This is a genomic window from Lapidilactobacillus wuchangensis, assembly GCF_003946645.1.
Taxonomy (GTDB): domain Bacteria; phylum Bacillota; class Bacilli; order Lactobacillales; family Lactobacillaceae; genus Lapidilactobacillus; species Lapidilactobacillus wuchangensis.
The window spans coordinates 35406-49488 of sequence record NZ_RHOU01000003.1 but is presented as its reverse complement, the minus strand read 5'-3'; the positions used below and the strand labels follow the sequence as shown (position 1 = coordinate 49488).

General features: G+C 43.0%; 11 protein-coding genes. 10 read left to right on the top strand and 1 reads right to left on the bottom strand.

Annotation, left to right across the window (positions count from 1 at the left end):
- Positions 1-37: 37 nt before the first annotated feature.
- Genes priA through EKM82_RS03800 form a run of 7 tightly spaced genes read left to right on the top strand, consistent with a single transcriptional unit; the run spans position 38 to position 9154 of the window.
- Positions 38-2440, top strand: coding sequence for a primosomal protein N' (gene priA / locus EKM82_RS03830; protein WP_125767000.1), 2403 nt, complete (start codon positions 38-40; stop codon positions 2438-2440).
- A 26-nt stretch (positions 2441-2466) separates the two neighbouring features.
- Positions 2467-3414 (top strand): methionyl-tRNA formyltransferase, encoded by a 948-nt coding sequence (gene fmt, locus EKM82_RS03825; RefSeq protein ID WP_125766999.1) that lies wholly within the window; start codon positions 2467-2469, stop codon positions 3412-3414.
- The gene (gene rsmB / locus EKM82_RS03820; RefSeq protein ID WP_125766998.1) at positions 3414-4757 is read left to right on the top strand and encodes a 16S rRNA (cytosine(967)-C(5))-methyltransferase RsmB; all 1344 of its coding nucleotides are present in this window, start codon (positions 3414-3416) and stop codon (positions 4755-4757) included. The genes fmt and rsmB overlap by 1 nt, the downstream gene beginning before the upstream one ends.
- A 17-nt stretch (positions 4758-4774) precedes the next feature.
- A complete protein-coding gene (locus EKM82_RS03815) occupies positions 4775-5527 on the top strand; it encodes a Stp1/IreP family PP2C-type Ser/Thr phosphatase (protein WP_125766997.1) in 753 nt (250 codons plus the stop codon).
- The gene (pknB, locus tag EKM82_RS03810) at positions 5527-7551 is read left to right on the top strand and encodes a Stk1 family PASTA domain-containing Ser/Thr kinase (protein WP_125767118.1); all 2025 of its coding nucleotides are present in this window, start codon (positions 5527-5529) and stop codon (positions 7549-7551) included. Before EKM82_RS03815 ends, pknB begins: the two co-directional genes overlap by 1 nt.
- A 38-nt stretch (positions 7552-7589) precedes the next feature.
- Positions 7590-8465 (top strand): ribosome small subunit-dependent GTPase A, encoded by an 876-nt coding sequence (gene rsgA / locus EKM82_RS03805; RefSeq protein ID WP_125767117.1) that lies wholly within the window; start codon positions 7590-7592, stop codon positions 8463-8465.
- 38 nt (positions 8466-8503) lie between these two features.
- Entirely contained in the window at positions 8504-9154 is a 651-nt protein-coding gene (locus EKM82_RS03800) for a thiamine diphosphokinase (RefSeq protein WP_225419653.1), read from the top strand.
- Positions 9155-9384: 230 nt separating this feature from the next.
- On the opposite strand, the gene rpmB is transcribed toward EKM82_RS03800, so the two are convergent.
- Positions 9385-9570, bottom strand: a complete 186-nt coding sequence (gene rpmB, locus EKM82_RS03795; RefSeq protein WP_125649127.1) for a 50S ribosomal protein L28 — start codon at positions 9568-9570, stop codon at positions 9385-9387.
- A 306-nt stretch (positions 9571-9876) separates the two neighbouring features.
- On the opposite strand from rpmB, the gene EKM82_RS03790 reads away from it, so the two are divergent.
- The 3 genes from EKM82_RS03790 (at position 9877) to recG (ending at position 14074) form a co-directional block, all read left to right on the top strand.
- Positions 9877-10245: an Asp23/Gls24 family envelope stress response protein gene (locus EKM82_RS03790; protein ID WP_125649125.1), complete on the top strand. Its 369-nt coding sequence runs from the start codon at positions 9877-9879 to the stop codon at positions 10243-10245.
- A gap of 34 nt (positions 10246-10279) precedes the next feature.
- Positions 10280-11944, top strand: a complete 1665-nt coding sequence (locus tag EKM82_RS03785; RefSeq protein WP_125766996.1) for a DAK2 domain-containing protein — start codon at positions 10280-10282, stop codon at positions 11942-11944.
- Positions 11945-12043: 99 nt separating this feature from the next.
- On the top strand, positions 12044-14074 hold the full coding sequence (gene recG / locus EKM82_RS03780; RefSeq protein ID WP_125766995.1) for an ATP-dependent DNA helicase RecG: 2031 nt from the start codon (positions 12044-12046) through the stop codon (positions 14072-14074).
- Positions 14075-14083 lie beyond the last annotated feature (9 nt).

The following is a 14083-nucleotide window of genomic DNA, read 5'->3' as shown; positions in this document are numbered from 1 at the left end:
AATTGTTATTCGTGATTAATCGGGGAGGAACGCTGGTATGATCGCACAAATTATTATTGATATTCCCGCGCAACAAACCAATCGGCCGTTTGATTATGCGATTCCAGCAGAACTTGATCATTTGGCCCAGCCAGGAATGCGAGTCTTAGTGCCTTTTGGCCGCCAAGGTCATTTGCGCCAAGGCTTCATCTGGCAGTTAGCGACCACGTCTGAATTTAATGGCAAGCTAAAACCAATTCGTAAAATTTTAGATTTAGAACCAGTCTTGAACCAAGAAGCGTTTGACATGGCAGCTTGGTTAGCACAAGATACTTTTTCATTTCTGATTAGTTGTTTACAAACCATGCTGCCCAATGCCTTACGGGCTAACTATCAGCGCTTTTTTACATTAAGTGCACCGTTGCCTCCTGATTCGCCATTAACAACTTTTTTAGATGGTCCCTTACATGGTAAGATCCCGGCTCAGCTGGATCCTAAGTTAATGCAGAAGCTGAAACTTTTGGAACAACAAGGTGCCTTAACGATAGAGTATCAAGTCAGCCAACGTTTGGGCGTTAAACAAGTGCTGGTTTATCACAATTTATTATCGGCCACTGCCATTGCTGATCAGTTGGCGGCAACTCGGGCCAATGCCCATCAGCAACTACTTTTATTGAACTTTTTAAAAGATAATGTTACTTTCACTGGTGCTTGGCCTGACTGGCAAGCACAGTTGCCCGCATTAGCCCGTGGTACGCTGACCAGTGCGGTTAAAAAGCACTGGCTTGCTAGTCAAGAAGTTGAATCATATCGGCGGCCATCCAGCATGGCAGTGACTGAAGCGCAACATCAATTGACGGATGAACAGCAGACTGCATTGGCCGCAATCAATCCCAAAATTGTCGCTCAGCAGCAACAAGTCTTCTTATTAGAAGGAATTACTGGCAGTGGCAAGACTGAAGTGTATTTGCAGGCGCTAGCTGAGGCTTTAAAAAAAGGACGCACAGCTTTAATGCTGGTGCCGGAAATTGCCTTGACACCACAAATGGTTAATCGAGTTCGCCAACGTTTCCAAAAACAGGTGGCAGTTTTACACAGTGGCCTTTCTGCAGGTGAGCGTTTTGATGAGTGGCGCCGAATCGAGCGTGGGGAAGCTAAAGTTGTTGTTGGTGCACGTTCAGCAGTTTTTGCACCATTGAAAAACATTGGCGTCATCGTCATCGATGAGGAACACGAAGCCAGTTATAAGCAGTCAGATATGCCGCGTTACCATGCTCGCGATGTTGCTCTTTACCGCAGTTCAATTCACCATTGTCCAGTCATTCTCGGCAGTGCTACGCCTTCGTTAGAATCCCGGGCCCGCGCGCAGAAGGGCGTTTATCAATTATTGCGCCTGACAAAACGACCACAAGCGGCCCAGCTGCCAACCGTCAATATTCTCGACATGCGCCAAGCTGATAAGATCCTGGGCAAGACAAGTTTGTCCGTCACATTAATGAATGCGCTGCAGAAAAGGTTAGCAGCTGGCGAACAAAGTATCCTTTTGCTTAATCGGCGCGGGTATGCTAATTTTATTATGTGTCGTGATTGTGGTCAGGTGATTAAATGTCCTAATTGTGATATTTCATTAACGCTCCACCAAGATATTCACGCGCTGAAGTGTCATTATTGTGGTCATCAAGAACCAATTCCTCAAGAATGTCCTCATTGTCATAGTCGACAAATTCGTAGTTTTGGTGTTGGTACTCAACGAATCGAGCAAGATTTGCAAGAATTATTACCAACGGCGCGTATTTTGCGGATGGATGTGGATACCACTTCTAAAAAGGGTGGCCATGCCAGAATCATTAAAAAATTTGGCCAACATCAAGCCGATATTTTGCTAGGAACACAAATGATTGCCAAAGGTTTGGATTTCCCTGATGTGACTTTAGTTGGGGTGATCAATGCTGATACGTCCTTGAGCTTGCCTGATTTTCGGGCCAGTGAACGGACTTTCCAATTATTGACCCAAGTGAGTGGTCGGGCCGGCCGAGCCAATAAAGCTGGTGAAGTGATCGTCCAAACGTATAATCCTGATAACTATGCGATTCAGTTAGCAGCTAAACAGGATTATGAGGCTTTTTATCAGCAGGAAATGCATTTGCGTCACTTAGGTGGCTATCCACCGTACTATTACACAATTCTGGTGTCGGTGAGCCATCCTCAAGAGGATTTAACTGCTCAGAAAATTTTCCAAATTCAACGTCAATTATTACCGATTTTGTCACCGCAAGCAGTTGTTTTAGGCCCAGTGCCGCAAATGATTGCCCGGATCAATAATCGCTATTACTATCAATTAATTATTAAATATAAGCAAGAACCTAAGTTATTTGCAGCTTTGCAACAGTTGACTCAAGACATGCAAAAAGAGTCGGGCTTCCAGTTGCGGATCGATCGTGAACCATTGCAATTCTCTTAGTGGCCTTCTTGATAAGGAGCAAAAGTATGACATCAATCGTTTTCATGGGTACACCTGAGTTTGCCGTGCCAATTTTGCAAGCTTTAGCGGCTCAACCTGAATACCAAATTTTAGCCGTTGTCACCCAACCAGATAAACCAGTGGGGCGCAAACATATACTGACCCCATCGCCAGTTAAAGTTGCGGCGACGGCGTTAGGTATTAAAATATATCAGCCAGCCCGCTTGACTAAAAGTCCTGAACTGGCTGAGCTGATTGCCTTACAACCTGATTTATTAATTACCGCGGCTTTTGGCCAATTTCTGCCGAAGTCATTATTAGCAGCGGCTAAAATTTTACCTTTAAATGTCCATGGCTCATTGTTACCTAAATATCGTGGTGGTGCCCCAATTCAACGGGCAATTATGAATGGTGATACTGAAACCGGGGTTACCATCATGGAAATGGTTGCCAAAATGGATGCTGGTGACATGATCAGCCAAGTTAAAGTACCCATTGCTGCGACTGACGATAATGCGGCGGTCTTCCAGAACTTGAGTTTAGCTGGCCGTGACCTATTAATGACCACCTTACCGAAAATTATTGCTGGTACCATGATCAAGGTGCCGCAAGACCCTGATCAAGTAACCTTTGCACCGAATATTAAGCCTGAAGAAGAACAGTTAAATTTGCAGCAAACTGCTAAACAATTAGTTGATAAAGTTCGCGGTTTACGACCAGATCCAATCGCTTATTTAGAGTTGGCTGGGCAACGGGTTAAAATTTGGGATAGTGCCGTGGCTGATTTGTCAACGAGCTTGGCACCAGGATTCGTTGTTAAGGCTGACAAAAAGCAACTTTGGTTATCAGCAGGAACTGGTTCGGTTTGGGCAATCAAGACAATTCAACCAGCCGGTAAGAAACCGATGCCAATTAGTAATTTTATGAATGGCTATCTTGACGAATTCGTCGCGGGCCAACAGGTGGTTGAATAATGGCAAAACAAACAACACGCGCTTTAACAGTTCATTTATTAGAAAATATTATTAATAAGCAACAGTATGCTAACTTGGAATTAAATCAGGTTTTAAATCGGGAACGATTAAGTTTAGTTGATCAGAAATTGGTCACCCGGTTACTTTACGGTACGATTCAGTGGCAGTTGCGGTTGGATTATAATTGGCAACGTTTTGCTAAACATCCTGAACAATTACCATTATGGGTCCAAGTCGATTTACGCGTGGCCCTATATCAGTTCCTCTTTCTGGATAAAATTCCCGCCCATGCTATTTTTAACGAAGCGACTGCAATTGCTAAAAAACGGGATGGTGGCCGTTATGCCAACTTAGTCAATGCTATTTTGCGGCAAGTTCAGCGTCATGGCGAAGCAGATTATACTGAAATAAGTGACCCAGTGCAACGGCTTAGTGTTACGGGTAGTGTGCCTTTGTGGTTGACCAAACGTTTAGTTGATCAATATGGTCTGGCCCGTTGTGAACAACTTTTTGCTGTGATCAATCAACCGCCATTTGCCTCAATTCGGGTGAATACGGTTAAAACAGATCGCGCCACCTTACTGGCTGATTTGCTACCTGATCATCCAACCCTAACTGACAGTCCATTAAGTGCTGCGGGCTTACGCGCTGAAGGTGGTAATTTTGCTCAAGAACCTGCGTTTGCAGCTGGTGAATTCACGGTTCAAGATGAAAGTTCAATGTTAGTTGCCCCTAGTTTACAAGTGAAGCCAAATCAAGTTGTCCTTGATGCTTGTGCTGCACCTGGTGGTAAAACCACGCATATTGCCGAATACTTGGATCCTCATTCGGGCGGTCATGTGGTGGCGTTAGATATTCATCAACACAAGTTAGACTTGATTCGACGTAATGCAGAACGTTTAGGGGTTAGCAATCGCATTCAAACGAAATTATTAGATGCGCGCCAAGTTGATTCAGCTTATCCAGATGCGAATTTTGACCGTATTTTAGTTGATGCGCCGTGTTCTGGGTTAGGTTTGTTGCGGCGTAAACCAGAAATTCGCTATGCCAAAACAGCTGAGCAAATTGCCGGCCTACCTAAAATTCAAGCAGCTATTTTAGCTGCAGTGGCGCCTAAATTAAAAGTTGGTGGCTTATTAGTTTATAGTACTTGTACAATTATTTCGGCTGAAAACCAGGATGTGGTGCAACAATTCTTGGCCACTCATTCGAATTTTGAAGCGGTGCCAGTTTTAGCTGCTCAAGAGCTTAACTGGACTGGTGATCAGAAGAACTTTCAATTATTAATGGACGACGAGAATAGCGATGGTTTCTTCATCGCTTGTCTGAAACGAATTCAATAACATGAGATGGTGAAAAAATGGATGTCACTTATTTAACGGATATTGGCAAAAAACGAGCTAATAACCAAGATTACGTTGCCGCTTTTCAAAACAAGGCTGGTGTGCTTTTTGCAATCGTTGCGGACGGCATGGGTGGTCATTTAGGTGGCGATGTGGCTTCTGAGATGGCAGTTTCACAAATTGGCCATGATTTTCAATTAACCGAACTTCAAGGCAGTCAGCAATTAAGTGATTGGCTGCAGAATGAATTAACTGATGAGAATGATCGAATCATTAACGCTTCCAGTCGTTTTGCTGATCTAAACGGCATGGGCACTACTTTCGTGGCAATCATGATTTGGCATCACCATTATTTGATTACTAATATTGGTGATAGTCGTGGCTATTTGTGGCGCGACCAAAAGCTGACCCAGATCACCGAAGACCATTCACTGGTTAACGAATTAGTGAAGTATGGGAAAATCAGCCCTGAAGAAGCCAAGCATCATCCCCAAAAGAATGTCATCACGCGAACTTTAGGCGTTTCCAAAGATGTGCAACCAGATTTTCGTGAAGGCGAATGGCAGGATGATGATTTATTCTTACTTTGCAGCGATGGCTTGACGAATATGGTGCCTGACGATTTGATGACTGATATTTTACAAGCAGAAGTGTCATTAAAGGAACGGGCACAGCGCCTGATCGTTCAAGCAAATGCGAATGGTGGCTTGGACAATATTACCGTCTTAATGGTGCAACCCGGCACTAATCAGGCGGAGGTGCAACCGTGATGATGGAACGAGGGTATTTAGTTTCGGGACGTTATGAAATTCTAGATACACTTGGTGAAGGTGGCATGGCCAATGTTTATTTGGCCGAAGACACGATTTTACACCGCCAGGTTGCCGTTAAAGTCCTGCGAATGGATCTGCAACATGATCAAGCGACCATCCGCCGTTTTCAACGTGAGGCCAAGGCAACTAGTGAGTTATCACATCCTAATATCGTTGGGGTTTATGATGTAGGCACTGATAATGGCATGCAATATATTGTCATGGAATATGTGGCCGGTGATAATCTGAAAACATTTATCGATCAGCATTATCCATTGCCGTTGCCAGAAGTCATTGAAATGATGACCCAAGTTTTGTCAGCCGTTCAGTTGGCCCATAGTCAGGGCATTATTCATCGTGATTTGAAGCCGCAGAATATTTTAGTGACTGCGAGTGGTCAGGTAAAAATTGCTGATTTCGGAATTGCCGTGGCTTTAAATGACAAATCAGTTACCCAAACCAATTCTTTATTGGGGTCGGTCCATTACATTTCGCCTGAGCAGGCTCGTGGTGGGATGGCCACGCCACAATCGGACATTTACGCGTTAGGGATCATCCTTTACGAACTCCTAATGGGGAAAGTGCCTTTTTCCGGCGATTCAGCAGTTACGATTGCTTTAAAGCATTTCCATGATGAAATTCCCTCATTACGACAATTTAATCATCAAATTCCCCAAGCATTAGAAAATGTTGTTCTGCGGGCAACCGCCAAAGATCCGGAACAACGTTATCAAAGTGCTGCGGCGATGGCGGCTGATTTACAGACTTCATTAGATCCAGAGCGGGCTAATGAACCTCGTTTTGTTCCGGTGGTTGCTGATAGTAATTTGGCGGAAACTAAGGTCCTGTCCGATTTACCCAATGAAGTTCGTGAAAGTGAATTAGCTTCGCCAGATCAAGCAGCAACGGCTACTAATACCGAACCTGATCCGGTTGCGCCGAATGTTAAACGGCGTTTGCCAAAATGGTCCTGGTGGCTGATTGGTGGCGCTGGCGCGGTTATTTTAATCGTGGCGCTAGTATTACTGTTAGGCAAAAAAGATGTGACGGTTCCTGATTTATCAGGAATGTCGGTTAACGAAGCAAAACTAACTTTGCAAGATAAAAATTTAAAAATTGGTCAAACTGATTATGAACATAGTAATCAGGTGGCGAAAGATTTAGTTATTCGCAGTGATCCTAGCGTTAAAACATCAGTGAAATCAGGCTCGACGGTTAACTTAGTTTTAAGTTCTGGCGCGAAAACTTATACCATTGGTGATTATCGTGATCAGGATTATGACACGGTCAAGTCGAAACTGCAACGAGCTGGTTTTACGGTTAAGCGGAAAAATAAAAATTCAGAAACAGTTGCTGCTGGTCAAATTATCAGTCAAAGTGTTAAGGCTAAGAAAAAAGTTGTGCCGAAGCAAACGACGATCACTTTAACGGTTAGTCAAGGGCCAGCGCTGGTTAGCTTACGTGATTTGTCAATGTACACCAAACAAGAAGCACAAGAATATGCCGAAAATGTTGGACTGAAGGTAACTTTTGGGACGAGTGAATATAGTGCTGATTTTGCTAGTGGCACCGTCATGAGTCAGAATCCGGCGGCGGGAACTAGTGTTGCGTCAGGCAGTACGATTACTTTAGTTTTGTCAAAAGGGGCGGAGCCTGCTAGTAGCAGTTCGGCAGCCGATTCTTCTTCAGAAAATCAGCAAACTGAAGAAACGACAACTTTTGATAAGACCATTACTATAGAACCAGCTACTGCTAGCAATGACTCCGAAAGTGCCAGTGGCTCTTCAACAACTGCTGGTAGTACGTTCTTAATTTATATTGGTGATGCGAAAAACAGTTTAAGTACTGTCTACAAGAAGATTGAAAATGTCACCGCCACACAAAAGTTGACCTTAAGTTTTGAAGTGAAGGATGACAATAGTGCTACCTATCGCATCGTTCGCGATGGAGTCGACTACGCTAATGAAACAATTAAACCGTAACTAGAAGAGCAGTAAATTTGAAAAGGATGGTGGCGTCAATCGAATCGGGAAAAATCATTAAATCAATTAGTGGTTTCTATGATGTTTTAACACCTGAAGGTACAGTGGTTCGCACTCGGGCCCGCGGTAACTTTCGTAAGCAAGGCATTAAGCCAATCGTCGGTGATCTGGTGGATTTTGCTGATGCCTATATTTTGAAAGTTGAGCCTCGGCAAAATCAGTCGGTCCGGCCACCAGTCGCTAATCTTGATGTGGCCGTCGTGGTCATCAGTGCAGCGGAACCAGCCTTTTCAACTAATTTACTCGATCGTTATTTGGTTTATTTAGCGGCCCAGAACATCAAGGCAATTATTTATGTCAGTAAAACTGATTTGTTAAGTGCGGCGGAACTGGCTGAATTAACACCAATTTGGGCTAGTTATCGCGAAATTGGCTATGATTTATTGATTGGCCAGCAGGAACAAGCAACGCAGTTTACCCAATTGTTGCAGTTAATTGCTGAACAACAGGTGATGGTCATGGGACAATCTGGTGCTGGCAAGTCAACGTTGCTGAATCATTTATTTCCCCAATTGCAGTTACCAACGGCCGCAATTTCCCAGAGTCTGAATCGGGGACGCCACACCACACGAACGGTGACCTTATATCCCTTTGGCAAAAAAGGCTTAATTGCTGATACACCAGGATTTTCTTCGTTAGAATTAACGGTGTTAGCAGCTGATCAGTTAGCGAATTGCTTTCCCGAGTTTGTTGCGTTAGCTGATCAATGTCGGTTTCGTGGTTGTTTGCACTTACAGGAACCCGGTTGTGCAGTTAAAGCAGCGCTAGAACAGCAAAAAATTGCGAATTTCCGTTATCGGGACTATCAGCAAATGTATCAGGAAATTGCTGCTCAGAAACCGGTTTATCGTTAACCAGCAGTCGATTAATTTAGACAGTGAGGTGAGTCTTCATGAAGCGAGTCAATATTATGTTAGGCGGTCCGCAAAATTTAGTACCGCCAGTAATTTATCAGCAACGTTTTTCTGAACCATGGCTTGGTGTGGATCATGGCATTGTTGCGCTGCTACAGCAACGGATTACACCAGTGATTGGCTTGGGCGATTTTGATTCGTTATCGGATTTTGAACGGTTGCTAGTTGATCAGCAAGTGAAAGACTTACGATTTGCCCAGCCACAGAAGGATTTCACTGACTCCCAATGGGCCTTACAAACGGCTTTTACTGATTTAAAAGCAACGGCTGTTGATTTGTTTGCTGGGACTGGTGGCCGGCTGGATCATGAACTTGTCAATTTATTTATGATGACCATGCCTAGTTATCGCCCTTGGTTAGGTCGCGTGCGCTTGATCGACACCAAGAATGAAGTTCAATTTTTTAAGCCAGGGACTTACCAATTGCCTTATCAAACTGATTATCGGTATTTATCGTTTGTTAATTTAATGCCAGTCCAGGGATTAACGTTGCGCCAGGTGAAGTATCCACTAACAGACTATCAGGCCGATTTTCCGACTTCCTGGTCAAGTAATGAATTCTTACCGAATCAAGCCGCCACGTTTAGTTTCAAAACTGGTGTGGTGGCGGTTATTTTAAGCCGCGACTAAAAAATTAAGCGTCCATAAAAATGTTAAATACGCACATTAGAATGGATTAACGTAAAAAATAGTGAACAATTCAAACGAATTGTTCACTATTTTTTGACGTTGAGGGGGAGTTCTTTGTACTGAAAATAATTAATTTGGCCACGAAAAAAGGCTAAGATTTCTAATTGCATAGAAATCCTAGCCATAAGGTTTATATCGTATCATTAAAATCGAAATTGAAATTTCAAAAATTAGACACGAGTTACTTTACCTGATTTAAGTGCACGAGCAGAAACCCAAACGCGTTTAGGCTTGCCGTCAACTAAAATACGAACCTTTTGAAGGTTTGGCTTCCAAGAGCGACGTGAAGAGTTCAACGCATGTGAACGCTTGTTGCCGAAACTTGTTTTACGTCCTGTAATAAAATCTTTAGCCATTTTCGAACCTCCTTCATTGGTTATTCTGCTTTAAAAAGCTCACTGATTTAATTTATCATAAAACCTACCTCGGCGCAAGTGGTCATCGCACTTTTTACGTCAAAGTCGACCGAATAATTAATTTGAAGATCGATATCAGAGAACCAAATACATTATTTAGTTAGTTTACCATAAAAAATAACGTCAAGCAGTCAGCAAAATGCTTGATTTTGAAATGATAGCTGATTATGCTAAAATACATTGAGAAATGCTATAATAATCATTATATGAATCAACTAAAAGTAAATCATTTTGAGGAGGCGCCACATGGCAGTCAAAATCAAATCAAAATATGGCGAAATTGACATTGCTAACAACGTGATTGCTACCGTTGTTGGCGGTGCAGCAACAGATATTTATGGAATTGTGGGGATGGCAAGTAAGAACCAGATCCGCGATAATCTCAATGAAATTCTCCGTCGAGAAAACTATTCTCGCGGCGTCGTCGTGCGTCAACAAGACGATGAAGTAGCGATTGATGTTTATATTATTATCGCTTATGGCACTAAAATTTCTGAAGTTTGTCGCAATGTTCAAGATAAGGTGAAGTATAATCTTGAGTCAATGTTAGGTATGGCTGCAAATTCAGTCAACGTCTTCGTACAGGGCGTCAAAGTACTAGGCGAATTAGACTAGTTGAATCAGATTTTCGTCATCAGGAGGAACAATTGTGAAAGTATTAGAGATAAAAGATAAAGAATTTCAAGATATGGTCCGAGTTGCTGCTCATCGATTGGGTGTCAACGCTGAATTTGTTAATTCACTGAATGTTTTTCCAGTACCTGATGGTGATACCGGAACAAACATGAATTTGACGGTTAAATCAGGCGCTAAGGCGGTTAATGAATCTTCAGCAACTGATGTGGGTACTTTGGCTCAAGCGTTTGCTAAGGGCTTGCTAATGGGCGCTCGGGGCAATTCTGGCGTGATTACATCCCAGATTTTCCGCGGTTTCGCGAAAAGTATGGCAGGCAAAACAACTTTAAACTCTCAAGATTTGGTTGATGCTTTAACTGGTGGTGTCCAAACGGCTTATCAAGCGGTCATGAAGCCAGTTGAAGGTACGATTTTAACAGTGGCGCGCGAAGCTGCTAAAGCTGCTTTGATCAAAGCGAATAGTACTGATGATATTGTCGAAATTCTGCAGGCACTAGTTGCTGAATCGAAAAAATCATTAGCCAATACGCCTAACTTGTTACCAGTTCTAAAAGAAGTCGGGGTGGTTGATTCTGGTGGTCAAGGCTTGGTCTTCATTTATGAAGGCTTCTTAGAAGGCCTGACTGGCGACACTTCTGACGCTGATGCTTATGTGCCTGATGAAACTGAAATGAACGAGATGGTCAACGCCACTCATCATCAATCAGCTCAAAGTCAATTATCAACGGCTGATATTCAGTACGGATACTGTACGGAAATGATGGTTGAGTTAGGCCAAGGTGAGCAACCAACTGAACCATTTGAGATTAATCATTTCCGCGAATATCTCAGCAAGATTGGTGACTCATTATTAGTGGTTGCTGATGATGAAGTGGTTAAAGTCCACGTTCATACGGAAAATCCTGGTCAAGTTTTAGACTATGGTCAGCATTTCGGTACTTTAGCAAAAATTAAAATTGATAATATGCGGATTCAACATGAAAGTATTATTGAATCTGATGAAAAAGAAACGCAAGGTCCTCAAGAGTGGGGGATTGTGACGATTGCTGCTGGTGAAGGGGTGTCTGATCTCTTCCGCAGTTTAGGTGCCACTTATGTTTTAAGTGGTGGTCAAACTATGAACCCAAGTACCCAGGATATCGTTGATGCTATTAATGCGACTAATGCCGAAAAAGTTTTAGTTTTACCAAACAATGGCAATATTTTACTGGCCGCCCAACAAGCTGCTGAAGTTGTTAAGGCAAAAGTGGCGATTGTCCCAAGTAAGTCAATTTCTCAAGGGATGACGGCTTTACTATCCTTCAGTCCAGACGCTAGCTTAGATGATAATCAATCAGAAATGACTGATTCATTAGCGACCGTTAAGAGCGGCTCGATTACTGAAGCCATTCGTGATACCGAAATCGATGGTTTGGCAATTCATAAAGGTCACTACATGGGCATTGTTGATGGTAAAATTTTGGTCGATGATCCTAATCGTCAAAGTGCTGCCATTGAAATGGTTACCAAGATGCTGGATGCTGATAGTGAAATTGTCACGATTATTATTGGTCAGTCTGGTAATAAGGATGAAGCCCAAGCGATTTCTGATGCGGTCAGTGCGCAAGATGATGAAATCGAAGTTGAAATTCATCAAGGCGATCAACCTGTTTATCCATATTTAATTTCAGTTGAATAATTAAGTTTTTCATTGTGGTAAAGAAGGTGTGCAGACCAGTTTATGGCAACCTTTTTTACCACTTTTGTCATGTGATCATTCGTGAAGGGAGGTAGTCAGATGCAATTAACCGATCCAATTACAGTTTTAAGCGGCGTCGGTCCCAAAACGGCGACCGCTTTGGCTGATTTGAAAATCACCACAATTAAATCGCTGCTGTTCTACTTCCCTTTTCGTTATGATGACTTGAAATCACGGCCCTTAGCTGAGCTCGTTGATCAGGAGAAGGCTTTATTTAAAGGAACAGTCATTAGTCCGCCAGTAGTTAGTCGCTTTGGTCCGCACAAAATTCGCTTAAGTGTCCGTTTACTAATTGATCAAGTAGCCGTGATCGTCAGTTTCTTCAATCAGCCCTGGTTAAAAGATAAATTTATTCCAGATGAAGAAGTGGCTGTTTATGGCAAGTGGAATTTAACGAAAAAAAGTGTGGTGGGCTTAAAAGTAATTACCGCCGCCACTAAAAATGAGTTAGACCCGATTTATTCAGTTAATAAAAGTATTCGCCAAAAGAAATTGGTGAGTTTGATTCAAGAAGCTTATGAGCAATATCATGAGTTGCTGCAAGATGTGATTCCCGAAGCAGTTCGGAGTCACTATCGCTTACTAACTGACCAAGAATTAGTGCGGCAAATGCATTTTCCTAAGAATCAAACTGAATCTCTGCAGGCTCGGCGCACCGCAATTTTCCGTGAGTTTTTCTTATTTGAATTACAAATTGAATCATTGCGGGTGCAAAACCATAATAGCGATTCCGGCTTACAATTGAATTATGACTTGGGTGCGCTTAAGGAGTTTATTCAAACGCTGCCCTTTGCATTGACCACGGCTCAGAAACGAGTTGTCAATGAGATTTGCGCTGATTTAAAAGCCCCGCACCATATGAATCGGCTGTTGCAAGGGGATGTTGGTTCCGGTAAAACCGTCGTGGCTGCTATTGCAATGTTTGCCGCGGTTACGGCGGGATTCCAGGCGGCGTTAATGGTGCCGACCGAAATTTTGGCAGAACAACATTATCAGAAATTAACGAAATTATTTGCACCAATGCATGTTCGCGTCAGTCTCTTGACCGGCTCGCTGAAAACGGCCGCTCGCAATCAAGTTTTGACTGAAGTAGCAACGGGTCGAACCAATATCATTATTGGCACTCAAGCATTAATTCAAACTGGCATCAAGTATAAGAATCTTGGTTTTGCAGTAATTGATGAGCAGCATCGCTTTGGTGTTAATCAACGGCGGGCTTTACGGGAAAAAGGGCCAAATCCAGATATTCTGGCGATGACAGCCACGCCGATTCCACGAACATTGGCGATTACGTCTTATGGTGAAATGGATATTTCCACAATTGATGAATTGCCAGCAGGGCGCCGGCCAATTCAAACGAACTGGCTAAAAATCAATCAGGCAAATGAAGCATTTGCATTTACTCAGCGACAGTTGGCCGCTGGTGACCAGGCCTTTGTGATTGCGCCATTAGTCAGTGAATCAGATCAAGTTAGTTTGAAGAATGCTGAGGACCTTTATGAGCGGTTAAAGAAATACTTTGGTCCCCAAACACCGGTGGCTTTACTACATGGTCAAATGCCCGCTGCCGAAAAAGAAACGACAATGGCCGCTTTTAGTCAAGGCGAAATTCGAGTTTTAGTGGCGACGACTGTTGTTGAAGTTGGGGTTGACGTGCCTGAAGCCAATGTGATGATCATTTATAATGCCGATCGCTTTGGTTTAGCAACCTTACATCAGTTGCGCGGCCGGGTTGGTCGTGGTCAGCGCCAAGCTTTCTGTTTCTTGATTGCCGATCCGCAAAATGAAGTCGCGGTGAAACGAATGGAAATTATGACGCAAACAAATGATGGCTTTGTTTTGGCCGAAGCTGACTTGAAATTACGTGGTCAAGGTGATATTTTTGGAGATAAGCAGTCTGGATTGCCAGAATTTCGGTTAGGTGATCCCGTTGCTAATAATAATATTTTATTAACAGCTCGCTTAGAAGTTCAAACTATTTTTAAAGCAGATCCAGAATTGAAACAAGCAGCGCATCATGCGTTAGCTCAGTATTTGCAGCAGCAACAAGCGGCAGATAACTTTGACTAAGCGGGGATG